Below are 21,955 nucleotides of genomic sequence, written 5' to 3' on the forward strand. Positions count from 1 at the left end.
ATGAGGGTGCCCACAGGTCAGTCTGTCGGGCCAGCGCTATCGACACACATAAACCAGGAGGGGACATGATCAGCCATATCGACCATCTGGTATTGACGGTCAGCGACATCGAGCGGGCCGTTGCGTTTTACAGCTCGGTGCTCAACATGGAAGCCATCACCTTCGGGGCAGGGCGCCGGGCCCTGCGCTTTGGCAACCAGAAGATCAATCTGCAACTGCTGGGGCAGGAGCCGCGCAACCGGGCGCAGGTGGGCTCGGGGGATCTCTGCCTCATCACCCGCTGGCCGCTGGAACAGGTCATCGCCCAGCTCCATTGCCACGGGGTGGAGATAGTAGAGGGGCCAGTGACCAAGAGCGGGGCCTGCGGCCCCATCGAGTCGGTCTACTGCCTGGATCCGGATCACAACCTGATAGAGATTAGCCGTTATCCCTGATGGCGCTTGGCATCGGGCGATTGACGGTGGATGCCGCCCTGCCTGAGCAAGTGCAGAAGATCTTCCTGGTCGGCCCCATACTGCTGCACCGCCGCAACGGGCTCTAGGCTGCGTTCCTAAAGTGGTTGAAAAGCAGTCTCACCACTTTGTAGAGCCCTATCCCTCCAAAAACACAGCATTTATTCACTTCAAAACCACGTAAATCAGGCCTCTTTAGAGGCCCAGTTCATGGCTTGAAATTGCTGCACCTGAAATATGACACGTTAAGAACACAGCCTAGGAACGCGCAGCTGATACAGTCTTCGTAATGCCAGTTCTAATAAGGCTCTGACGGATTGGTCTCATTCGAAAATGAATAACATGAAAATCAAGCTCCAAATGGGCATTGTTATTATCCACATAGATGCAAATGATAATGAATTCTATTGGTATGTAGGAAGCGTTATCACATGAGTGTGGCTATCGAAGACCTAATCGTAATATCCCCTAAAACACTAACAATAATAACAACTTACCAGTGCACAGCCGCTTGTGCTGAGTGCTGTTTTGAGTGTACCCCCAAGATCACACATCGACTTAGCCTTAAAGAGATACTGGGAGCCATTGACTCTGCAATAGAAATGTATCCTGACATTGAAATTGTTGTATTCACCGGAGGTGAGTGCTTCATGCTCAAAGAGGATCTTTTTACCGCCATTAAGCATTGTACAAGTTATGGACGACAGACTCGCTGCGTTACAAATTCATACTGGGCGAAGAACGTTGACATGGCAGTCCGTTATGCACGGAAGCTGCATGACTCTGGAATCAGTGAAATAAATATCAGTACTGGCCTCGATCATCAACGTTGGGTTTCGGAAAAAACAGTACTTAATGCAGTAGAGGCATTAACTGAAAATAATATTTTCACACTGGTTACAGTCGAGAAAGATACCGACTCATCAAGTTGCTTAGAAAGCATACAGAAGAATGATTTAATAAAAAACTACAAGCAGACGATACTAAATTTAAGTTGCAGTCTAATGCGTGGATGACATTTTTTGAGGATAGTACAGCGAGAGGATATATAGACAGAGATGCTATTGATAAAGGCTGTGACCAAGTATTCGAAAACATTGTCATAACACCCAAGAAAAAAATATCAGCATGCTGCGGCCTTACTTTGGAACACATCAATGAAATGAAAGTGGGTGAAATCCATGACTTAAGTGGATATGTAGAACACCAAAGAAATTATTTCTTAAAATTATGGATTAAAGTCGATGACCCAATAAAAATAATAGATAGTCTACTTGGGGAGGGAAACAATAAAACAAAGAATGTAAGCCACCAATGCGAGGCTTGTGTAATGCTCCATAAAGATCCTGAAATTATTATAAGCCTTAAAAAACGCTACCAGCACTATATTCCATACGTGCTGAACAAATACTTATTAACTAAGTCTGCGACTACAAACCAGCAGTGAGCTAGAGGATACAATGAAAAAATACGTGGAATACGGCCTTATTAGTTTTGTTGGACTGAATGCGAACACTGTATTGGCTGAAGACAACGACAATACACTAAAGAAAAGAAAGTTTGGCGAACCTGAAAGTGTGAAACTCAGCAATAACGCTGTGACTACATCGCTACGGCTCTCTATGAGCAGGGTTCATCTTCCACCCGAAATATGGGCAGACGTTGAAAACCTATCAAATACCTGGAGTGTTCTCATTGGGGCAAAGCTCACACCAAAGGAATATACCAAAGCGGTTAAGTCGTTGAAGATATCTGATACAAGTAAAAAACACATTACCAGTTCTAAAGAATATAAAATATTAACGTCTCTAGCTTCAGAGAATAATCTTGCTCTGGCAAAAAAGGGAGACTACGAACAACTTATAAATAATTTAATGGCTGAGGGAATATTAGATAGTAATGCAGAATCGCACTTAACCAATAAAATTGAAAATCTAATTACTAAAAACAAAGTTATCAGAGCGACTATTGAGGATGGCTTCAATACAAACCAAACATTAAATGATGTTTCTCAAACAGACTTGGAGCAACTGGTCTCAGTATTTAGTGCCAGCCGAGTTGAGCCTAGGGCATGCTCAGTGGCAGCAGCGTGTGTTGCATTCATCGCAGTTGCTGTTGCTACCTATGCTGGAGCAGCAATCAACGTCGCAGCAGCGCTTAACGTAGCCGTTCAAATTTCGGTAGCTGTGAACGTAGCAGTGACTATTGATGGATGTGGTGTAAATTGCCATGAGCCATACTCAGTGGGGAGTCTTGAGAGGCCCATGAGAGATCAACTATCATTAATAGAAGCGTTTTCCAAACAATCTGAAACCCCCATGCTTTACAGTAAAGCGATTGTTGATTTCAAGAGAAAAGAAGCAAGAGCTGTTCTCCAAGCTGTAATAAATCTAGGGGTGGTAAGTATTACCGATGAACAACAAGAGACGGCACTAAGAGCTCTTGATAATATTGTTCTTGACTCCCTTGGAGTTGTAGGAGAAGTACAATGACCTATGATATTCCTTGGTCGATTCAAAGTATTGCATACGCTGTATTAATGCTGTTTATTTTACCTGTAGTATTTACCTCTGGCTCGGAATTTATTTTTACAAAGAGGTTATCCTTCGGAGTTTCAATTTTTTCCCTTGCATTAGGTGGCGTGCTCCTAATGATAGGTACACTACAAATCGTATCATCTAAAGTGATTATAGATAATAATTCGATCACATTATCTAGTCTTATGTACAATGAGACCTTCATTTTTAATGATATCGAGCACGTATCAGATGTATATGATATGACGTTACCTCGCCATGATAAACCAACTCTTCGGAAGAACGGAATTGGATTACTTGGCTATAATGCAGGTACATTCCGATTTAGTGATAATAAAACTGGATTTGTAATGATGGCAACCCCTCCATATCTAGTTATTGAGTTGAAAGGAGGGAATAGAAAGGCGGTTTTTTCAGCAGATAGAAAAGTTCATGAAGAAATTAGAGGGCACTTAACCTCATTGGTTCATGATAATCATTCTTGAATCAAAATATTAATCAAACACCGGCCTCAGGCCGGTGTCTCTCCCCTTCCTGAACAACCACTTTAGGAACATAGCCTAGAAGGGAGCCTCGCTCTCCTGCGCATCTTGTAGAAACTGTTCCCTCTCCGCCTGATAGGCGGCCTCGTCTTCGCTGTCCCAGACCGGGGTTGGCTGCTTGCCGGCCGGCGGTTGGGCAGGTGCTGTCAGCGTCTCTATCACCTTCTCCTGCAGATAGGGGTAGAAGGGGTTGGAGGAGGTGCGGGTGAGGGCGCCGGGGTTGACGATCAGCACCCCGCGCTCACCGCGCAGGGCCAGGCCCCCCAGGTTGATGCCGTATTGCTCCCGCTGCTCGGGCCGTGGCGCCATGCCGTAGAGGGGGTCATCCATCGGGAAGGGCAGGGCCACGTGGGAGAGGGAGTAGATCTCCCTGGGGTAGTCGATGTCGAGGGGCTGGATCTGCTCAGGCCCACCGCCGGCCGGCAAACTGCTGGCCTGGGTACGGGTGCTGGCGGGCGCCTGGTTGCCCACCACCGTCAGCCGGTAGGAGAGCGGTGGGCGCGGCAGCAGGTGGCTCAGCGCCAACTCAGAGGCGCTGCTCAGCAGCGGGCCGAACAGGGTGCCGCGGTTGATGTCGAACAGTACCAGCTCGCTGCCGTTGGCAGGCAGGAAGTGATAGAGATCGGCGATGATGGAGCGGGTACTGACGGTGTAGTCCATCACCGACTGGAAGGTGAGGGTGGGCGGGAAGGTCGCCAACTCGCCGCTGGCTGCTTGCTCACGCACCTGCTGCTGGATGGCGTGGGTCAGCCGGTAAGACTGGCGCGCGCCGTTGACCGGAAACGAGTTGTACTTGAAGGGATTGAACTCCGGCATGGTGTCGAGCCAGGCGGCGCTGGCAAAGGCGGGCAGCAGGGCGGGCACCGCCTTGAGGCCGGCGAAGCGGGCAAAGCGGGTCACCCCTATCATGGGGGAGATAAGCACCAGCCGATCGGGCCTTGCCAGTGCCCCTGTCTTGTCACCTTCCGCATCGAGCGCATATTTCACCGCCAGCGCGCCGCCGTTGGAAAACCCCACCAGATGCAGCGGCAGCGGGCTTGGCGCCAGTACCCTGGCCTCGCGCACCGCCAGCCGGGTGGCGGCCAGCCAGGTCTCCCAGTCGATGTCGATCAGCCCGGCCGGCACGGTGCCGTGGCCCGGGATGCGCAGCCCCAGGGCGATGAAGCCCTGTTCGCGGTAGCGCTGGGCCAGGTGGCGCAGGCTGTAGGGGGAGTCGGTCAAACCGTGCAGGAACACCGCCACCCCTTTTACCTCGCCGCTCGGGCGCAGCAGATAGGAGCGGTTCCAGTCGGTTGCAAAATGAGCCGGATTGATGGGGGCATCCCGATAGTAGCGATTGCTGTCGAGTTGCTGCTCCGGCGGCGTTCTGGCGATCACCTCCTTGGTTACCAGCTCGAACAGCTGCTGCTCGTGGGCCAGATAGGCCTGCCAGTCGCTGTGATCGAGCTGCTCGGCGCTGAGCTCGGGCGGCACCAGGGTGTGCCAGGGCTGCAGCGGCGCCGCCTGCCAGGCGAAGTAGGCGACCAGGGTCCAGCCGAGCAGCAGCAAGCCCAGCAGGCTGAGAAGAAGGCGGCGAACGAGGCGGCGGGTGCGAGCCAGCATGGGAGAGTCCTTGGCACTGATAAAAGAGGGGCGGCCCCGTGTCCACGGCGGCCGTACTAAGGGTCGAAAGCTGGCTTAAAGCCTAAGGGAAACAAGGTGATAAGTACAGACAGTGAGCGGCTCATCCACTCAAACAGAGGGCAGCCCCGGGGCTGCCCTCTGTGGTATGGGGATCCGTCTGTGCGGTTGTTGAGAGTGTCAGCAGATCCCCTGGGCCAGCATGGCGTCGGCCACCTTGACGAAGCCGGCAATGTTGGCGCCGCTTTCGTAGTTCACGTGACCCGTCTCATCCTGGCCATAGTGCACGCAGGTGGCGTGGATGCTGGTCATGATCCCCTTGAGGCGGGCATCCACCTCCTCCCGGCTCCAGCAGAGGCGCTGGGCATTCTGGCTCATCTCGAGGCCCGAGGTGGCGACCCCGCCGGCGTTGGCGGCCTTGCCCGGGGCAAACAGCACCTTGGCCTCGTGCAGGCGACGGATGGCGGCGGCGCTGCTCGGCATGTTGGCCCCCTCGGCCACCAGTTGCACGCCATTGGCAATCAAGGTGGCGGCGTCCGACTCATCCAGCTCGTTCTGGGTGGCGCAGGGCAGCGCGACGTCCGTCGGCAGGTGCCAAGGAGTGCGGCCGCTGAAAAACTCCAGCCCCTCTTCGTGGGCATAATCGGCGATGCGCTTGCGCTGCTCGTTTTTGAGCGCCATCAGCCGCGCCAGTTTCTCGGGGGTAAAGCCCGCCGGATCGTAGACGGTGCCGCCGGAGTCGGAGGCGGTGATGACCCGGGCGCCGAGGGCCATCGCCTTCTCGATGGCGTACTGGGCCACGTTGCCTGAACCTGACACAGAGACCGTCATGCCGTCCAGGGATTGCCCCCGGTTGGCCAGCATGGCCTCGACGAAATAGAGCAGGCCGTAACCGGTGGCTTCCGGGCGGATCAGGCTGCCGCCAAAAGAGAGCCCCTTGCCGGTAAAGACGCACTCGGCGCTGTTGGTGAGCTTCTTCATCATGCCCGCCATGTAGCTCACTTCGCGCCCGCCCACCCCGATGTCGCCGGCCGGCACGTCGGTATCGGCGCCGAGGTGGCGATGCAGCTCCAGCATCAGCGCCTGGCAAAAGCGCATCACCTCTCCTTCGCTCTTGCCCTTGGGATCAAAATCGCTGCCCCCCTTGCCACCGCCCATGGGCAAGGTGGTGAGGGCATTCTTGAAGGTCTGCTCGAAGGCGAGGAACTTGAGCACCGAGGTATCCACCGAGGGGTGAAAGCGCATCCCTCCCTTGAAGGGACCGATGGCGGAGCTGTGCTGCACCCGGTAGCCCCGGTTCACCTGCACCTGGCCTCGATCATCCACCCAGCTCACCCGAAACTGGATCAGCCGCTCCGGCTCCACCAGCCGCTCCAGCAGGCCGTGCTGCAGATAGCGGGGGTGGCGCGCCAGATAAGGCCAGATGGAGGCGATCACCTCGCTCACGGCCTGAATGAACTCCGGTTGGTGGGGGTTGCGGCTGGCGACCTGGGCCAGAAAATCCGCCTGGGAGAGGGAATGACTCATCTGTAACTCCTGTAGTGAAGGGTAAAGTGGCCTCTTGCCAGAGAAAAGTGCACACCCTGCAGCCAAATTTATGGTTTTTGTCAGGCCTGGATGCAGGTGAATATTTGGTGTTTTTCGCAGTTGAGCGAAAATTGTTGTGCGAATCGCCGAAAACAGCAGAAAAGAGCGTTGATAGGGGCAGATAATTTGCGCGAATCAAAATCTTTTTATGCATTTTTGATTAATAAATAGCAAGAAAATGTTGCTGTCATTTGGCTTGGGTTATCGTTTCTTGCATATTTCATGCATCTTTGTGGCGTAGCGAGAGGATCCAATGCAACGGCGGAAGTGGCCATTGCCATGCTGACTTCGGTGGCGCTGGCGGCAATCGGACGGCCGTGCATGACGATGCAATGCCGGGGGCTGGCCGCGTGACAGGGGGCGCATTTTGCGAGAAGGGGGCGGGCCGAATGCAACTATCCGGCGTGTGTCAGGGGGCAATATGTTAATGTGTCGGCGCTTTTTGCCGGACAGGTCGGTAGCGGCCTTTTTTGAAGATGGAATGATATGCACAATTTTGAGTTAGTGAACCGGCAGCGTGCCGCCCTGATGACCCGGATCCAGGCCGCAGGCCAGTGGCAGGTGACCCATGCTGGCTGATGAATCCATGCGCCTGAACAAATACATCAGCGAGAGCGGCATCTGCTCGCGCCGCGAGGCCGACCGCTTTATCGAGCAGGGCAACGTCTTCATCAACGGCAAGCGGGCCGGGGTGGGGGATCAGGTGTTTGCCGGGGATCTGGTCAAGGTCAACGGCCAGGTGATCGAGCCGCGCGAGGCGGACAGCCTGGTCTTCATCGTCCTCAACAAACCGGTGGGCATCGTCTCCACCACAGAGGCGGGCGAGAAGGACAACATCGTCGATTTCGTCAACCACAGCACCCGGGTCTTCCCCATCGGGCGTCTCGACAAGGATTCGCAGGGGCTGATTTTTCTCACCAACCACGGCGATCTGGTCAACAAGATCCTGCGGGCAGGCAACGATCACGAGAAAGAGTATCTGGTGACCGTGGACAAGCCGGTCACCGACGAGTTTATCCGGGGCATGGGCGCCGGCGTGCCGATCCTCGGTGCCGTCACCAAGAAGTGCAAGGTGAAGAAAGAGGCGCCGTTCGTGTTTCGCATCACGCTGGTGCAGGGGCTGAACCGCCAGATCCGCCGCATGTGCGAGCACTTCGGCTTCGAGGTGACCAAGCTCGAGCGCATCCGCATCATGAACGTCAGCCTCAAGGGGTTGCCGGTGGGCGAGTGGCGCGATCTCACCGACGACGAGCTGATCGAGCTGTTCAAGCTGATTGAGGACTCCTCCTCCGAGGTGAAACCGGCCAAAGGCGGGCAAGCTGCCGCCGGGCAGGGCGGTAAACCCAAGGCGTCCGCCGCGCAAGCCGGCAAGCCGGCACCGGGCAAAAAACCGCGCCGGGATGATGACCACGAGATTGGCGGGCGTCCCAACGTGCCGGGGCCGTCGGCATTCGAAAACAAGAGCCCGGCTGGCAAGGGGGCTGCTGGTAAAGGCGGCGCGGCCAAAGGTAGCGCAGGTAAAGGCGCCCCGAACAAGGGGGCCAAACCGGCCGCCGGCAAACCGCGCGCTGGCCAAGGTGGGCGGCAGAAGAAGGGGCGCTAAACCCCCTCTCACTCCCCGCGTTGACAGTAAAAAACACCGGCCACAGGCCGGTGTTTTTATATCGATGAACCGCGATTCAGAGGTCTTCGCGGGGCTGAGTGGTGTAATCAGGCAAGGCGCTGATGGCGCTCTCTTCCTGCGGTACGCTGGCAAGGTCAAGATCGCCGCCGACATTGCGCGGATCCGTCGGTATGGTGGAGGGGATCACCACCGCTTGCTCCGCCAGCCGCCAACCCAGAATGGTTTCCAGGCGTCCACCTTCCTCTTCCGGTCCTGTGATGGCTTCCAGCTGCAGCGGCAGGGGGTGACCAATCAGGCGGCCGACCTCATCGACGGCGCCGGGATCGGCCAGAGTCTGCTGGGTCGCGTAGAGGTGGGGCAGCGCGGTGCGGGGCACATACACCCGCAGCAGCACGCCATTGCGGATGCGGCCACGGGCATCCGCTTCCTGATCCTGGGCGTAACCGTAGGCGAGGGCCGGATCGCCGGCGACATAGAAGCCTTGCCAGGGGACGATGGAGGATTGATCCCGTTCATGCACCCCTTCAAACACTATGCTGTGGGCGGCTTCGAGGAAGGTGCCGTGATAACCGACGAAGAGATAACCGCGCGCCAGCAGCTGGCGATGGGCTTGCTCCAGGCGGGTCACCGACCAGTTGCGAGTACCGGCCGTGCTGAAGCTGACCTCGTCCCCGTCACCCAGGAAGCTGGCACCGTTCGGATAGTCCCGCTCCTGCAGGGCATCGGCGCTGTCGGCCGGCGCCAGGCAGTTGAGATCGGCGGCAGGGCAGGTGAGATTGACCACGTCGGCGCTGGCGGCCTGTTCTTGGCTATTGCCCGCCTGCTGGTGGCTGAAGGCGTCGCTCTGGGCGGCCGCCATGCTCAGGGCCAGCCGTGCCTGGGCCGGGTTCTCCCGAATGGCTTGTGCCAGCTGCCCTCGTGGCGTTGAACCATCCTCTGGCGTGGTGTTGGCCAGCGCCTGGGTGATCACGGTATCAAGCTGAGACCATGGCAGGCGGGTCAGCAGATAGAGGGTGATGAGATTGTGGACCGGATAACCGCACTGGCTGAGCTCTTCCCAGCCTCTGGGTTGACGGCTTCTGGCCAGGGATTCAAGCGGTATGGCGCAAACCTGATGAGTGGTGAGGGCCGCCAGACCGTCTCCCTTGGCAAAGTGCAGACGATGACTGATGGCGGTCGGCACGATATGGGTGTCGTGAGAGGCGGGTGCGCCGGCCAATACCCGGTAGACCTTGCCTTCCCAGGTATCACCCAGGTTGCAGGTGCGCTGCGACAGGTAGTTGTAGACCGCATCCAGCGGATCCAGCAGGCACAACACCTTACCGGTGTGCCACTCGCTCCAGCGCTTCTGACGGCTGTGCTGGGTGGGCGCCGCCACGAAGCCGACACCGGCCGCACTGAGGGTGAGGCTGCGATTGATCTGATTGTTTTCCACGTGCCTGACGAAGAGCGTCGAGTTGCTGGCCATGCTGCGCAGCAGGTCGTCGCTCACTTCGATGCTGTAGATGGGGGAGATATGGCTCACCTCGGATCCTGCATCCAGCTCGTGGAAGAAGACCTTGATGCTGGCGGGCGCATCGTCGCCGACGGGAACCAGCCAGTGCAGCGACCAGTTGCCGTGTCCCTGGCGGGTATAGCTGTAGGTGCGCGGGCCTTTGCCCGCGGTGGCGCTGATCAGGGTGATGGTGGTGCCATCCGTGCGCAAGGTCAGCGCATTGCCGAGGGCCAGTTTGAGGCTGTCTCCCCCTTCTTCCAATACCATGGAGTAGTGCAGTACCCCTGATCCGGCCTGTTCACCCAGCAGGCCGGCGACATCGAGCTGGCTGGCGCGCACCCCTTGGGCCAGATCCAGAGTGCAGCGGGTGGCGCACTCCTGCCACAGGTTGAATGACTCGTCGGCCATGACCGGTGAGATGGCACCGCCTAGCATGGCCAAGCCACCGAGTAGAGAAGCCCATTTTGTGTTTGTCTGCATGTGATTTCCTTTGAGTAATGGCAAAGCCACTAACGCGTGGCGTTCTCCTCCTTGATGAATACAGCCTCTTCCCTGTCAGACGAAACGAGATTAATTCTCGTCTGAGTGCCTTACCTTAATGGGCTCATATGGCGGTGCAACCCACCATATGGGACGGTTTAATATGTTATAAATCAAATAGATATGAAGTTTATTGCTGATGGTTTACTCAGCAGGCCCGATACCGGAAAGCGAGCAAGGAATGGGGAGAGGCTGGAGGGGGGTGAGCTTGCCTCCTCATTCGGGAAAGAGGAGGCAAGCACAGATCAGCTGATGGGAGTGGGGGCGGGAGACGGTGTGGCCAGCTTCATGGCGCTGGGGTAGCGGCGCGGATCCAGGCGCAGAACCAGCAGGCTCATCAGCACCAGACCGGCCAGCTGCCACTGCCAGGCGGCGGCGAAGTCACCGCTCAGGTGATGCAGGCGTGCCGCCACCCAGGGGCCAGTGGCCGCCAGCATGAAACCAAATCCCTGCATCAGGGCGCTGAGGGTGCCGGCTCGGCGCGGGTCCGGCAGGTGATCGAGCGCGATGACCATGATGAGGGAGAAGCTGCCGCCAAGCCCGGCGCCGCACAGCATGCACCAGAGGATGGGGGCGGCAGTCGGCGCCAGCCAGAGGCCGCCAAAGCCCGCCAGTTGCATGGCGATGGCCAATCCCATCCAGGGGCGGCGGTCGAGCCGGCGGGCGGCCAGCAGCGGCAGGCCGAGGCCGCTTACGGTCTGGGCCAGCGCCAGCCAGGCCACCAGCTCGCCCCCCTGCTGGGGGCTCCAGCCCTGTGCCATGTAGGCCGGCGCCAGCCAGGCAACGACGATGCCGTAACCGCTGTTGATGATGCCAAAGCAGCTTATCAGCAGCCAGCTGCGGGGCAGGCTGATGAGGCGCTGCTCGCCGCCACCGGACATTACCACCGGCGCTGCGGGCAGCCGTACCCGCCAGCCGAGCCAGCCTATGGCCAGCAGCACCGGCAGGCTCCACAGCGCCAGCGCCTGGGACCAGTCGAGCCGGGCGGCGAGCTGCGGGGTGAGGCTGGCACCCAGCGCCCCGCCCCCCATCATGCAGGCCGAGAAGATGCCCATCACCAGCGGCACCTTCTGCGCAAACGCCTGCTTGATGAGGCCGGGCAGCACCCCCTGCACCAGGGCCGAACCCAGCCCGCAGAGGGCGGCGCTGGCGATGAGCAGGGCGCCGCTGCCTACCTCAAAGCGCATGGCGCTGCCCAGTCCCAGCAGCAGCAGGGCCGTCCCCAACAGCTGACGCGGCCCGGTGCGACTGCGCAGGGCCGGGGTGAGCAGCACGCCGCCGCCGATGAGCCAGAGTGGCAGCAGGGTCAGCCAGGCCAGGGTGTCCATGCCGAGCCCGAGCGCCTCGGCAATGTCGCGGCTGAGGGGGCCGATGGCGGTGAGAAACGGCCGCAGGTTGAGCCCGATCAGGATCACCAGCACCAGCAGGGCCTGCTGCTGGCGCGTATCGATGCGGGCCTCAAGCATGGTCTTGTGCACCGTAGAGCTCGGCAGCAGCCAGCGGGCTCGGCAGCTTGATGAGTGGCAGGGGGGTGGCGCGAGGGGCAGGCCCAGCTTGTGGTAGGCGGCCGTGCTGTCAAAGCCGAACGGGGCCGCATCCTCGTTATCGAAGGCGTAATAGACGGCGGCAATGCCGTTCATCACCAGAGCGCTCAGGCACATGGGGCAGGGGTGACCGCTGGCGTAGACGATGGCGCCCGCCAGCGGTCCGACCTGGCTGGCCTGGCGCAGGGCTTCCAGCTCGGCGTGGCGGGTGGGGTCGCCATCCTGGTGCATGCCGTTGACGGCGCTGGTCACCAGCTGGTTGTCTCGCACCAGCAGGGCGGCAAAGGGGCGGCCTCCCTGCTGGCGGTTGAAGAGGGCCAGTTGCAGAGCCTGCTCCAGCCACTCCTGATGGCTGGGATTGGCGGTCAACGACGCGATCAGGCGTGCGCCGGCGGGTTCGGCAAGGGAGTGGGGCATGACGGATCCTCGAGGCAAGGGGATGGGAGGAGACCAGCCTAGCGGGGGAATCAGTCATGGGGAAATTAAATGATAGAATGACATCCAGTGGTTTTGTAAATGGAGTCGCCATGCTGGATCCCCTCTTGCTGCGCAGCTTTGTCGCCATCGTCGACAGCGGCAGTTTTACCCGCGCCGGTGAACGGGTGCACCTCACCCAATCCACCATCAGCCAGCAGATGCGGCGGCTCGAACAGCAGCTCGGCTGCCCGCTGCTGGACCGCTCTGGTCGCCAGGTGGTAACCACGGCAGAGGGAGAAAAGCTGCTGGGGCTGGCCCGCAGCATCCTGGCCCTGCTGGCCCGGGCCGAAGAGCAGGTGGCCGAGGCCAGTCTGCAACTGAGCCTGGGGGTACCGGAGGATTTTGCCGCCGGTGCCATCGCCCCGGTGCTGGCGGCCTTTGCCCGCGATTACCCGCAGGTGCGGTTGGAGGTGCACAGCGGCCTCAGCCACGAGATCTGGCAGCGCTTCGAGGCCGGCGAGCTGGACTTGGCGCTGGTCAAACAGGCGCGGGGACAGGGGGCGCCGCGCGCCTGCTGGCGCGAGCCGCTGGCCTGGGTCGACAGCCGAGCCTGGCCCGCCAGCGAGCGGGATCCCCTGCCGCTGGTGGTGTTCCCGAGCGAAGGGCTCTATCGGCGGCAGGTGACCGAGGCACTCGACGGGATGGGGCGGCGCTGGCGCATCGCCTACGTCAGCGCCAGTCTGGCCAGCCTGCAGGGGGCGGTGAGCGCCGGGATCGGGGTCAGCCTGCTGCCCCGGCGCTTGCTGCAGCCGGATCAGCAGGAGCTGACCCACTGGCCGGCAGTGGCGCCGGTGGAGCTGGCACTGCACTTGGGGGCGGAGCGCGGCGAGCCGCTCACTCGCCTCTGCGAGGCCCTCATCAGCCTGTGTGATCGGGTGATGGGGCCCGCTGAACGGTGAAGGGACGCAGGCTGGGGCGCTGCTTAGCGCCCCCCGATGCGCACGATGAGCAGGGTGATGAGCGCCAGGGTGAAGACGAGCGGAGCCCAGGCACCGTGATGGCTCACCAGGGTGGCGCCGGCGGCAGCCACCCCAGCCACCCCCTGCTGCAGGAAGCCGCACAGGGCCATGGCGTAGGCGCCGTGCTCGCGGCCATCGCTCACCGCCAGCGCCATGCTGTTGGGAAAGAGCACCGCCTGCCCGAAGATGATGAGGCAGTAGCAGGTCATCATGGCCATCAATCCACCGCTGCCCCGCAAGGCGCCCAGTGCCCAGAGCAGCAGCATGCCGCTGGCCGCCAGCAGTATGAGTGCCGCCCCCTGGCGCATCAGCTGGCGGCCTCCCACCCGGGCGACCCGCCGGTTGACCGTCATGGCGCCGGCGAAGTAGGCGATACCGATCAGCAACCCCAGGCTGCCGAAGGTGGTGACCTCGAGGGCAAACCCCTGCTGCAGCACGAAGGGGCTCACCTCCTGCAGGGTCACCGTGATGGCAAAGCCGATGCCACCGGCGCAGGCCGGCCAGAAAAAGCCGGGGCGGCGCAGCAGGTTGGCGTAACGGGCCCACATGCCGCCGCCCGTCGCCGCCGGATTGGGCCCCTGCAGCGACAGGCTGCTCATCAAGAGCAGCGCCAGCACGCCAACCCCGGCCATCAGCACGAATCCCAGCTGCCAATGGGCATAACGGCTGATGAGGCCGCCTATCCACTGACCGCCGCCGAGGGCGGTGATAAAGGCGATGGAGAGCACCGAGAGGCGGCGCGCCAGCTCATCGCCGTGCCAGTGATCCCGCACCAGGATGCGGGCGATGATGGCCGCCCCGCCGGCCGCCACCCCTTGCAGAGTGCGCAGGATCAAGAGCAGCGGCCCCTGGCTGGTGGTGGCCAGCAGCAGGCTGAGGCCGACAAACAGCAAGAGTGACAGGGCGAGGGGCAGCCGGCGGCCATAGCGATCGGCGGCGGCGCCCCAGAACAGCACCGGCAGGGCGGCGCCGATGACGAACAGCGAGATGGAGAGCTCGGCCCCTTGCCGGGTCATGGCGAGATCCGTCATCACCACGGGCAGGGAGGGGAGGTAAACAGTGGTGGCCATCTGGGCCATGAAGACGATGAGGCAGGCCAGCGTCATGATGCGGGCGGAGTGGCTCCAGAGACCGGCCTGGTCGAGACATTCCTGGTTATCCATAACAACTCTCGGGCAGTAAGGGAGCCATATCCTTGCACTGCCCGAGCGCCGAGTCAGCCCCTCGTCTGGGTTAAACCTTGCCGGTGTATCAAGGCAGAGATCGCGGGATGCTCAGGCGATGGCCTGGCGCGGCAGCACGGCGAGCCAGAGTTCGACCTCGCCGCTGCCGGTGTCCGGGTCAAAGGCGGCGCCATAGCGCTCGAAATCGGGCTTGTGGGCCGACTGGTAAGCGGACTGCGCCAGCCAGTCCAGCGCCTGCTGCCAGGTGTGCGGCATGGTCGAGACATGCCCCTGATGCAGGAAGACGGCATAGGTCTGGGGCTCGATGCGCACACGCTCCAGCGTCTTGGGCAGCAGCTCCAGCGCGGCGACCTCCACCGCACACATGTATTCGCACTCGGTGGCGGTTACGCCGCAGATGACGCCGTAGGCATGCTCGCCCAGCTGGCCCGGCAGCGGACCCAGGGCGCTGAAATCGCGCCATTGGCCGCCGAAGTCGGCGTGGGCGAAGGCATGGTGACGGCGCAGGCCGCCAAGCAGCATGGGGCGGCCGGTTTCAAAACGGATGGGATCAGTCATGACACCTCCTGTGCAAGATGGGGTGGCAAGGCAACCTTGCTCAGCACTCCTTGCCTTCGTTGAGCTTGCGCTGATAGTCCGCGGAGACGATGGCCAGCGCCGCCAGGGCGAGGGCCGGCTCAATCCGGTTGGTCTCCAGCAGTTCGATGAGATCCACCGCGAGCTGAACCTCGGGCGGGGCAGTTTCCAATGACATGACAGACTCCGTAACGGGGAAAACGCCATTATACAGGGCCGCTCCCGGATGGGGACCTGTCTGGTGTTGCGGGCAACCCGGCTAGAGGTGCTGGCGCATCTCCTGCTCAATCTGCTCGCGCAGGGCCATCAATTTGAGGGCGTACTGCTGCAGTTGCCGATCGCTCTCGTTTTGCGGTTGCCACTGGGGCACCTGGGTCGGTTTGCCGTTCTCGTCCATGGCCACGAAGATGATGATGCAGTGGGTGGTCTTGTGGCGCTCCCGGCTGGCCGGATGGCGGCTGTAGACATCCACCGCCAGGTGCATGCTGGTGGTGCCGGTGTGGATCACCTGGGCGTGTACCTCCACCAGCTGGCCTATCTGGATGGGGCGCAGAAAACGGATCCCCCCACATAGACGGTCACCGCGTAGCCGCCGCACCAGCCGGCGGCGCAGGCGTAGCCGGCCTGATCGATCCACTTCATCACCATGCCGCCGTGTACCTTGCCGCCGAAGTTGACGTCGGCGGGCTCGGCCAGAAACTGAAGGGTTAGCTCGCGGGGTGGGGTCATGGGTGCTCCTTGATTGAGGGTCATTGCCGGTAGCTCTTGCAATAGGCGTCAGCCTGCTGGCAAGGGACCAGGTTGTTGAAATCGGGCCGCTTGTTGCCCTCGCGTTGGCCAAAACTGGCGAACTCCTGCTGGCATTTGGCGGCCTTGCCGCCCGCCTTGATGCAGGCGTCGATCCGTTGCTGCTTGCCCTGCTCGACCAGCTGCTGCTGGGCCTGCTGGCAGGCGGCATCCAGCTTGGCTTGCTGGGCCGGACGATCAAGCTCGCTGGCGGCATGAGCGGGGCCGCACAGCAGGGCCAGGCCGAAGGGGATCCATGGAGTGAGGGTGCGCATCCGGTTGCTCCTTGTTGACCTGTTTCAGGTATACCGCGAATGGCGATGGGATGCACAGGCTGTGCTGCGATAATGGGGCCTCATTCACTCTTGGTTCATCGACCCGGCGCAAGCATGGGGGAGTCAATTGCGAGGAGTCATGATGAAACAGATGCTTGATCAGCTGTTGGGCGCTGGCAAAGGCTGGCTCAACGAAGGCGGCGACAGCCGCAAGGCGCAGATGAAGGGGATGGCGCAAGGGGGCCTGGCGGCCGGCGCCATGACCCTGCTGCTTGGCAACAAGAAGATGCGCAAATATGGCAGCAAGGTGGCGGCGGTGGGCGGGGCGGCGGCGCTCGGCGGGCTGGCCTACAAGCTGTATCAGGATTGGCAGGCCCAGCAGTCAAGCCCGGCCCAGCCCCTGGATACCCTGCAAGGCAACGCGCTGGATGCCAGAGCTGCGCTCCTGGTGCGAGCCATGGTGGCGGCAGCGCGGGCCGACGGCCATATCGACGGCGACGAGCGCCAGAAGATCCAGCAGTACCTGACCGAACAGGGGCAGAGCGATGCGGCTCGCTGGATTGATGCCGAGCTGGCCCGCCCGCTCGATCCCCACGCCCTGGCGCGGGAAGTAACCGACATGGAGCTGGCGACCGAGGTCTACCTCGCCTCCCTGCTCGCCATCGAGGTGGATCACTTCATGGAGCGCGGTTATCTGGACGAGCTGGCCCGCGCCCTCAAGCTCGATGACAACCTCAAAGGCAGCATAGAGCGGCAGGTGGCCCAGCTGGCGCAGCCGGCCTGAACCCCGTCAGGGACAAGGATTGTCGATGAGGCCCCGTCATGGGGCCTTGTTGTGTCTGGTCACTAGTCACTGGTCACGGCACTTCTTATTGGCGCGGGCAGCCACTATGATGACTCTTTGGCCAAAAGGGAGCAGATGAGACTGTCGCATCGCTCAGGCACATCATCGCCAGGACACAGAGGCAAGGAGCATTCATTGGAAATACGCAAGGCACAGGAGCAGGACATCGACGCCATCCTCGAGCTGAACCGGCAGATAGGAGAGATCCACTTCGAGCAGGCCCCGCAGGTCTTTTGTCCTCCATCCCCCGAGGAGCGGGCTTTCTTGCTGGCGGCCATCGCCGCCGAAGGGCGGCTGTTTTGCGTTGCCGAGCAGGAGGGGGCCGTGGTGGGTTTTCTGACTGCGCGCATCGACATCAACGAAACCATCCCGTTTCTGAGCAAACAGCCGATCTGCCGCATCGGCACCGTGGTGGTTGATGAAGGGCATCGATCCCAAGGCATCGGCAAGGCGCTGATCGCCCATTGTGACGAGTGGGGCAAGGTACACGGTGCCCACCAGATCCGGCTGGAGGTGATGGCATTCAACGAGCGCGCCAAGGCACTCTACGAATCCCTGGGGTTCACGCGCCAGTCAGAAATTTACGCCAGGTAGCCTGCTCAAGTCGGGTAAGCCAGTCGGGCCCCGTCACGGGGCCTTGTTGTTTCTGGCGGGGACAGGGCCCAGTTGACGATGGATAAGCTCGGCCAGCCGGACTAGGGCCGCCTCCAATTGCTCGCTCCAGGGATGGGAGCTGTTGAGGCGCAGGCAGTGGTTGTGCAGCCCCTTGCTGGAGAAGAGGGCGCCGGGGGCCAGTGAAAAACCGCTGGCCAGCGCCTGGGCATGCAGGGCGCGGCTGTCGATACACGGGTCAAACTCGAGCCAGAGAAAGTAGCCGCCATCGGGGGAGGAGATGCTCACTTCCCCCGGCAGCAGGCGCAGCAGGGCGGCCCGCATCTGCTGCTGGCGCTGGGCCAGGGTGTGGCGCAGCCGGCGAAAGTGGGCATCCACGCCGCCCTGGCGCAGCATCTCGGCCAGCGCCAGCTGGCTTGGCACATTGGTGGAGAGGGTCGATATCAGCTGCAGTCGCTGCACCCGCTCGGCGTGACGGCCGGCCAGCACCCAGCCGACCCGAAAGCCGGGCGCCAGGCACTTGGAAAAGGAGCTGCACAGCAGGCTGTCGCCACTGGTATCCCAATACTTGATGGGCCTTGGCCGCTCGCGGCCGAAGTAGACCTCGGCATAGACGTCGTCCTCCACCAGTGCCACCCCGTGCCGATTGAGCAGCGCCATCAGCGCCTGTTTGTGCTCATCCGGCATGGTGTGACCGAGCGGGTGCTGGACATTGCCCATCAACCAGCACGCCTTGATGGGGCGCTGGGCGAGGGCCTCCTCCAGCAGGGCGAGATCGATGCCCACCCCCGGGATCACCGGGATCTCCACCGCATTGAGCTTGAGTCGCTCGATGGCCTGCAGGGCGCCGTAGAAGGTGGGGGACTCCACCACCACCCAGTCGCCGGGCTCGGTCAGTACCTGCAGGCTGAGGGAGAGTGCCTCCATGGCGCCGGTGGTGATGATGATCTGCTGGGGGTCTACCGCCAGCCCCTCGCCAGCGTAGCGCTGGGCGATGGCCCGGCGCAGCGCCTCGTTGCCAGGTGGCAGATCTGCCACCGTGCTGAAGGGGTCGAGTCGGCGCATGCTGCTGGCCAGCGCCCGGCCGAGCTGGGGGTGGGGGAACAGGGTGGGATCGGCCACCGCCATGCCGAGCGGCACCAGTTCCCGCGACTTGCTCGCCTGCAACACCTCGAACACCAGATCGTTGATGTCTACCGAGCCGCTGTAGTGCGCCTGCTGGGGCAGACTGGCGGCCGGGCGGGAGGGGGCCGCCTTGACGTAGTAGCCGGACTGGGGCCGTGCCAGGATGAGGCCGCGGCTCTCCAGCAGTTGGTAGGCCTGCAGCACCGTCATGGGGCTGAGGCCATGGGTCTTGCAGCTCTGGCGGATGGAGGGGATGCGCTCCCCCGGCTGCCAGAGGCCGCTCGTTATCTGCTGTTGCAGCTGATCTGCCAGCTGGCCGTATAGGGACATGGGATTGTCAAACTGTTATAGGTGTATTTCACTATAACTGCATCTGTTATAGGTGTCATGGACCGTGATGTACTTAACGGGCGAAAACCTGTCTGTTAAATGCAACATAGAGAGTCATGCATGATAAGCCTGGATGATGTGGTCAGCCTCTCCCGAATGCAGTTCGGGGCGACGGCGATGTTCCACTTTCTGTTTGTGCCCCTCACCCTGGGGCTGTCCTGGATCCTGGTGATCGCCGAGTCGGCCTACGTGATGACCGGCAAGGTGATCTACAAAGACATCACCCGTTTCTGGGGCAAGCTGTTTGGCATCAACTTCGTGATGGGGGTGACCACCGGCATTACCCTGGAGTTCCAGTTCGGTACCAACTGGGCCTACTACTCCCACTATGTCGGCGACATCTTCGGCACGCCGCTGGCGGTGGAGGGGTTGATGGCCTTCTTCCTCGAGTCCACCCTGGTGGGTCTGTTCTTCTTTGGCTGGGACAAGCTCTCCCGCGGTCAGCACCTGCTGGTGACCATGCTGGTGGCGCTCGGCTCCAACCTCTCCGCGCTCTGGATCCTCATCGCCAACGGCTGGATGCAAAACCCGGTCGGCGCCGAGTTCAACCCCATGACCATGCGCATGGAGCTGGTGGACGTGGCCGCGGTGATCTTCAACCCGGTGGCCCAGGTCAAGTTCGTGCACACGGTGGCGGCGGGTTATGTGGCGGCCTCCCTGTTCGTGATGGGGGTGAGCAGCTGGTATCTGCTGCGCCGCATGGAGGTGCGCTTCGCCCTGCGCTCCTTTGCCATCGCCTCGGGCTTTGGTCTGGCGGCCATCCTCTCGGTCATCGTGCTCGGCGACGAGTCGGGCTATCGCACCGGCGAGGTGCAGCAGGTGAAGCTGGCCGCCATCGAGGCGGAGTGGCACACCGAGCCGGCGCCGGCCTCCTTCACCCTGTTCGGCTTTCCGGATCAGGCCGCCGAGACCACCCATGCCGCGGTGAAGATCCCCTATCTGATGGGCATCATCGCCACCCGCTCCCTCGATGAGCAGGTGACGGGCCTCAAAGATCTCAAGGCGCGGCACGAGGCGCGCATTCGCAGCGGCATGCTGGCCCACGAGGCGCTCGAAGCGATGCGGGCCGATGGCAGCAACCAGGCGGCGCGAGCGACCTTCGAGCGTCATCGCCAGGATCTGGGTTACGGCCTCTTGCTCACCCCCTATGCCAAGGAGATTGGCAAGGCGGACGAGGCGGCCATCGCCAAGGCGGTGGCGGACTCCATCCCCCAGGTGGCGCCGCTGTTTTGGAGCTTTAGGCTGATGGTGGGCATCGGCGTGGTGTTGCTGGCGCTGTTTGCTGCCGCCTTCCTGCAACTGTGCCGGGGCAAGCTGGTGCAATCCCCACGTCTGCTCAAGGCCCTGTTCTGGTCTATTCCGCTGCCCTGGATTGCCATCGAGGCGGGCTGGTTCGTGGCCGAGTTCGGTCGCCAGCCGTGGACCATCAGCGACGTGCTGCCGGTGTCGGCGTCCGTCTCCTTGCTGACCCCGGGCCAGCTCTGGTTCAGCCTGATCTCCATCTGTCTCATCTACACCAGCCTGCTGGTGGTGGAGTTGTTCTTGTTGCGTCATGTGATCCGCAAAGGGCCCGCCAGCCTGCAGACGGGTCGCTATCAAGGTGAAGTGTTGCAAAACGGGAGTCCTGCCTGATGGATTACGAAACCCTGAAATTGATCTGGTGGGGGCTGGTGCTGTTCATGCTGGTCGGCTTCGTGGTGATGGATGGCTTCGATCTCGGCGTGGCCATGCTGCTGCCGGTGGTGGCCAAGAACGACGAGGAGCGGCGGGTGCTGCTCAACAGCGTGGGGCCGGTGTGGGAGGGCAACCAGGTGTGGCTCATCGCCGGGGCCGGCGCCCTGTTCGCCGCCTGGCCGCTGGTCTATGCCGCCGCCTTCTCGGCGCTCTACGTGCCCTTCATGTTCCTGCTCTTCGGCCTGTTCCTGCGGCCGGTCGGTTTTGACTATCGCAGCAAGCTGGTGGACCCGGTCTGGCGCCGCTGGTGGGATCGCGCTCTGGTGGTGGGCGGCCTGCTGCCGACCCTGGTGTTTGGCGCAACCTTGGGCTTTTTGCTGCAGGGGCTGCCGTTTCGCTTCGATGCGGCCCTTCGCATTCACTACGGTGCCTTTGACTTCCACTGGCCGCTGCTGTTGACCTGCATGGGAACGGCGCTGGCGCTGCTGTTGCTGCACGGCACCAGCTTCCTGCAGTGCAAGACCCAGGGAGAGATCGCCCGGCGCTGCGCCCGCCAGAGCCTCTGGCTCGGTCCGCTGGCGAGCGGCCTGTTTGCCCTGGGCGGCGTCTGGCTCAGCCAGATGGCAGGCTACCGGGTGCTGGAGATAGGGGATATCAACGGGGCGCTCACCCCGCTGATGAAGGAGGTGGGGGTGGCCCAGCAGGGTTGGCTTGCCAACTTCGTCGCCCATCCCTGGCTCTGGAGCGTGCCGGCGCTTGGCCTGGTGCTGCCCATGGTGAGCAGCCTGGCCAGCGCCCGCGAGCTGCCGCGCACGGCCCTGCTCGCCAGTGGCGGCGCCTGCGCCAGCATGATGCTGACCATTGCCATCGCTTTGTTCCCGTTCGTGCTGCCCTCGTCGCTGGATCCGTCCAGCAGCCTGACCCTGTGGGACAGCACCTCCAGCGAGCGCACCCTCTTCATCATGCTGGGGATTGTCGGGGTGCTGATGCCCATCAACATCGGCTATACCCTCTGGGTCTACCGGGTGGTGCGCGGCAAGATGAGTGCCCAGCAGATCCGCCAGCACGGCCACAGCCTCTACTAACCCTCTTCAACCCAAGGATCATGCGAT

General features: G+C 61.3%; 20 protein-coding genes and 2 pseudogenes. 11 read left to right on the top strand and 11 right to left on the bottom strand.

Going from position 1 to position 21,955, the window contains the following annotated elements:
* Positions 1–65 precede the first annotated feature (65 nt).
* The 5 genes from ACPDZI_RS07775 (at position 66) to ACPDZI_RS07795 (ending at position 3,474) form a co-directional block, all read left to right on the top strand.
* The gene (locus ACPDZI_RS07775; protein WP_005299484.1) at positions 66–434 is read left to right on the top strand and encodes a VOC family protein; all 369 of its coding nucleotides are present in this window, start codon (positions 66–68) and stop codon (positions 432–434) included.
* Positions 435–883: 449 nt separating this feature from the next.
* Positions 884–1,468 carry a radical SAM protein gene (locus ACPDZI_RS07780; RefSeq protein ID WP_438834292.1) on the top strand — a complete coding sequence of 195 codons (585 nt, stop codon included), beginning with the start codon at positions 884–886 and terminating at the stop codon, positions 1,466–1,468.
* A complete protein-coding gene (locus ACPDZI_RS07785) occupies positions 1,465–1,899 on the top strand; it encodes a hypothetical protein (protein ID WP_438834293.1) in 435 nt (144 codons plus the stop codon). Before ACPDZI_RS07780 ends, ACPDZI_RS07785 begins: the two co-directional genes overlap by 4 nt.
* 13 nt (positions 1,900–1,912) lie before the next feature.
* Positions 1,913–2,944 carry a hypothetical protein gene (locus ACPDZI_RS07790; RefSeq protein ID WP_438834294.1) on the top strand — a complete coding sequence of 344 codons (1,032 nt, stop codon included), beginning with the start codon at positions 1,913–1,915 and terminating at the stop codon, positions 2,942–2,944.
* Complete coding sequence (locus tag ACPDZI_RS07795) at positions 2,941–3,474, top strand: hypothetical protein (protein ID WP_438834295.1); 534 nt, start codon at positions 2,941–2,943, stop codon at positions 3,472–3,474. Before ACPDZI_RS07790 ends, ACPDZI_RS07795 begins: the two co-directional genes overlap by 4 nt.
* 75 nt (positions 3,475–3,549) lie before the next feature.
* Here ACPDZI_RS07795 and ACPDZI_RS07800 read toward each other — a convergent pair whose 3' ends face one another.
* Entirely contained in the window at positions 3,550–5,133 is a 1,584-nt protein-coding gene (locus ACPDZI_RS07800; RefSeq protein ID WP_438834296.1) for an alpha/beta hydrolase, read from the bottom strand.
* Positions 5,134–5,331: 198 nt separating this feature from the next.
* On the bottom strand, positions 5,332–6,678 hold the full coding sequence (gdhA, locus tag ACPDZI_RS07805; protein WP_438834297.1) for an NADP-specific glutamate dehydrogenase: 1,347 nt from the start codon (positions 6,676–6,678) through the stop codon (positions 5,332–5,334).
* 628 nt (positions 6,679–7,306) lie between these two features.
* Between gdhA and rluF the strand changes: the two genes are divergently transcribed.
* Positions 7,307–8,341 carry a 23S rRNA pseudouridine(2604) synthase RluF gene (rluF, locus tag ACPDZI_RS07810; RefSeq protein WP_438834298.1) on the top strand — a complete coding sequence of 345 codons (1,035 nt, stop codon included), beginning with the start codon at positions 7,307–7,309 and terminating at the stop codon, positions 8,339–8,341.
* 76 nt (positions 8,342–8,417) lie between these two features.
* Here the strand turns inward: rluF and ACPDZI_RS07815 are convergent, their stop codons facing one another.
* The 3 genes and pseudogenes from ACPDZI_RS07815 to ACPDZI_RS07825 form a co-directional block, all read right to left on the bottom strand.
* Positions 8,418–10,298: an exotoxin A binding domain-containing protein gene (locus ACPDZI_RS07815; protein ID WP_438834555.1), complete on the bottom strand. Its 1,881-nt coding sequence runs from the start codon at positions 10,296–10,298 to the stop codon at positions 8,418–8,420.
* 344 nt (positions 10,299–10,642) lie between these two features.
* Positions 10,643–11,863: a cyanate transporter gene (locus ACPDZI_RS07820; protein ID WP_438834556.1), complete on the bottom strand. Its 1,221-nt coding sequence runs from the start codon at positions 11,861–11,863 to the stop codon at positions 10,643–10,645.
* Positions 11,856–12,358 (bottom strand): annotated as a pseudogene (locus ACPDZI_RS07825) (nucleoside deaminase). The gene ACPDZI_RS07820 and the pseudogene ACPDZI_RS07825 overlap by 8 nt, the downstream one beginning before the upstream one ends.
* Positions 12,359–12,468: 110 nt before the next feature.
* Here ACPDZI_RS07825 and ACPDZI_RS07830 point away from each other — a divergent pair.
* The gene (locus tag ACPDZI_RS07830) at positions 12,469–13,317 is read left to right on the top strand and encodes a LysR family transcriptional regulator (protein ID WP_043166442.1); all 849 of its coding nucleotides are present in this window, start codon (positions 12,469–12,471) and stop codon (positions 13,315–13,317) included.
* A 23-nt stretch (positions 13,318–13,340) separates the two neighbouring features.
* Here ACPDZI_RS07830 and ACPDZI_RS07835 read toward each other — a convergent pair whose 3' ends face one another.
* The 5 genes and pseudogenes from ACPDZI_RS07835 to ACPDZI_RS07855 all read right to left on the bottom strand — a co-directional run bounded on the left by ACPDZI_RS07835 (position 13,341) and on the right by ACPDZI_RS07855 (position 16,198).
* The gene (locus ACPDZI_RS07835) at positions 13,341–14,540 is read right to left on the bottom strand and encodes an MFS transporter (protein ID WP_438834299.1); all 1,200 of its coding nucleotides are present in this window, start codon (positions 14,538–14,540) and stop codon (positions 13,341–13,343) included.
* 111 nt (positions 14,541–14,651) lie between these two features.
* Positions 14,652–15,119, bottom strand: coding sequence for a GyrI-like domain-containing protein (locus tag ACPDZI_RS07840; protein ID WP_438834300.1), 468 nt, complete (start codon positions 15,117–15,119; stop codon positions 14,652–14,654).
* Positions 15,120–15,159: 40 nt separating this feature from the next.
* Positions 15,160–15,315 carry a pleiotropic regulatory protein RsmS gene (gene rsmS, locus ACPDZI_RS07845; protein ID WP_005299504.1) on the bottom strand — a complete coding sequence of 52 codons (156 nt, stop codon included), beginning with the start codon at positions 15,313–15,315 and terminating at the stop codon, positions 15,160–15,162.
* 81 nt (positions 15,316–15,396) lie between these two features.
* A pseudogene (locus tag ACPDZI_RS07850) lies at positions 15,397–15,866 on the bottom strand (acyl-CoA thioesterase).
* Between the two features lie 20 nt (positions 15,867–15,886).
* Positions 15,887–16,198: a hypothetical protein gene (locus ACPDZI_RS07855; protein ID WP_438834301.1), complete on the bottom strand. Its 312-nt coding sequence runs from the start codon at positions 16,196–16,198 to the stop codon at positions 15,887–15,889.
* A gap of 142 nt (positions 16,199–16,340) precedes the next feature.
* Between ACPDZI_RS07855 and ACPDZI_RS07860 the strand changes: the two genes are divergently transcribed.
* Positions 16,341–16,982 carry a tellurite resistance TerB family protein gene (locus tag ACPDZI_RS07860; protein ID WP_438834302.1) on the top strand — a complete coding sequence of 214 codons (642 nt, stop codon included), beginning with the start codon at positions 16,341–16,343 and terminating at the stop codon, positions 16,980–16,982.
* 135 nt (positions 16,983–17,117) lie between these two features.
* On the top strand, positions 17,118–17,636 hold the full coding sequence (locus tag ACPDZI_RS07865; protein ID WP_438834303.1) for a GNAT family N-acetyltransferase: 519 nt from the start codon (positions 17,118–17,120) through the stop codon (positions 17,634–17,636).
* A gap of 33 nt (positions 17,637–17,669) precedes the next feature.
* Here ACPDZI_RS07865 and ACPDZI_RS07870 read toward each other — a convergent pair whose 3' ends face one another.
* Complete coding sequence (locus ACPDZI_RS07870; RefSeq protein WP_438834304.1) at positions 17,670–19,109, bottom strand: PLP-dependent aminotransferase family protein; 1,440 nt, start codon at positions 19,107–19,109, stop codon at positions 17,670–17,672.
* Between the two features lie 120 nt (positions 19,110–19,229).
* On the opposite strand from ACPDZI_RS07870, the gene ACPDZI_RS07875 reads away from it, so the two are divergent.
* Together ACPDZI_RS07875 and cydB are read left to right on the top strand one after the other, a co-directional pair.
* Complete coding sequence (locus ACPDZI_RS07875) at positions 19,230–20,801, top strand: cytochrome ubiquinol oxidase subunit I (protein WP_017409912.1); 1,572 nt, start codon at positions 19,230–19,232, stop codon at positions 20,799–20,801.
* Positions 20,801–21,928: a cytochrome d ubiquinol oxidase subunit II gene (gene cydB / locus ACPDZI_RS07880; protein WP_438834305.1), complete on the top strand. Its 1,128-nt coding sequence runs from the start codon at positions 20,801–20,803 to the stop codon at positions 21,926–21,928. Before ACPDZI_RS07875 ends, cydB begins: the two co-directional genes overlap by 1 nt.
* The last annotated feature ends 27 nt before the right edge of the window (positions 21,929–21,955 follow it).

Origin of the sequence: Aeromonas oralensis, from assembly GCF_049665575.1 — a bacterium.
GTDB lineage: Bacteria > Pseudomonadota > Gammaproteobacteria > Enterobacterales > Aeromonadaceae > Aeromonas > Aeromonas hydrophila.

Excerpts from the sequence above, each read along its gene's own strand:
- ACPDZI_RS07790 (WP_438834294.1), top strand. The coding sequence starts at position 1,913 with ATGAAAAAATACGTGGAATACGGCCTTATTAGTTTTGTTGGACTGAAT.
- ACPDZI_RS07775 (WP_005299484.1), top strand. The coding sequence starts at position 66 with ATGATCAGCCATATCGACCATCTGGTATTGACGGTCAGCGACATCGAG.
- ACPDZI_RS07835 (WP_438834299.1), bottom strand. The coding sequence starts at position 14,540 with ATGGATAACCAGGAATGTCTCGACCAGGCCGGTCTCTGGAGCCACTCC.
- rsmS (WP_005299504.1), bottom strand. The coding sequence starts at position 15,315 with ATGTCATTGGAAACTGCCCCGCCCGAGGTTCAGCTCGCGGTGGATCTC.
- ACPDZI_RS07830 (WP_043166442.1), top strand. The coding sequence starts at position 12,469 with ATGCTGGATCCCCTCTTGCTGCGCAGCTTTGTCGCCATCGTCGACAGC.
- ACPDZI_RS07780 (WP_438834292.1), top strand. The coding sequence starts at position 884 with ATGAGTGTGGCTATCGAAGACCTAATCGTAATATCCCCTAAAACACTA.
- ACPDZI_RS07865 (WP_438834303.1), top strand. The coding sequence starts at position 17,118 with ATGAGACTGTCGCATCGCTCAGGCACATCATCGCCAGGACACAGAGGC.
- ACPDZI_RS07820 (WP_438834556.1), bottom strand. The coding sequence starts at position 11,863 with ATGCTTGAGGCCCGCATCGATACGCGCCAGCAGCAGGCCCTGCTGGTG.
- ACPDZI_RS07870 (WP_438834304.1), bottom strand. The coding sequence starts at position 19,109 with ATGTCCCTATACGGCCAGCTGGCAGATCAGCTGCAACAGCAGATAACG.
- ACPDZI_RS07875 (WP_017409912.1), top strand. The coding sequence starts at position 19,230 with ATGATAAGCCTGGATGATGTGGTCAGCCTCTCCCGAATGCAGTTCGGG.
- ACPDZI_RS07860 (WP_438834302.1), top strand. The coding sequence starts at position 16,341 with ATGAAACAGATGCTTGATCAGCTGTTGGGCGCTGGCAAAGGCTGGCTC.
- ACPDZI_RS07795 (WP_438834295.1), top strand. The coding sequence starts at position 2,941 with ATGACCTATGATATTCCTTGGTCGATTCAAAGTATTGCATACGCTGTA.
- cydB (WP_438834305.1), top strand. The coding sequence starts at position 20,801 with ATGGATTACGAAACCCTGAAATTGATCTGGTGGGGGCTGGTGCTGTTC.
- ACPDZI_RS07840 (WP_438834300.1), bottom strand. The coding sequence starts at position 15,119 with ATGACTGATCCCATCCGTTTTGAAACCGGCCGCCCCATGCTGCTTGGC.
- rluF (WP_438834298.1), top strand. The coding sequence starts at position 7,307 with ATGCTGGCTGATGAATCCATGCGCCTGAACAAATACATCAGCGAGAGC.
- ACPDZI_RS07800 (WP_438834296.1), bottom strand. The coding sequence starts at position 5,133 with ATGCTGGCTCGCACCCGCCGCCTCGTTCGCCGCCTTCTTCTCAGCCTG.
- ACPDZI_RS07785 (WP_438834293.1), top strand. The coding sequence starts at position 1,465 with ATGACATTTTTTGAGGATAGTACAGCGAGAGGATATATAGACAGAGAT.
- gdhA (WP_438834297.1), bottom strand. The coding sequence starts at position 6,678 with ATGAGTCATTCCCTCTCCCAGGCGGATTTTCTGGCCCAGGTCGCCAGC.
- ACPDZI_RS07855 (WP_438834301.1), bottom strand. The coding sequence starts at position 16,198 with ATGCGCACCCTCACTCCATGGATCCCCTTCGGCCTGGCCCTGCTGTGC.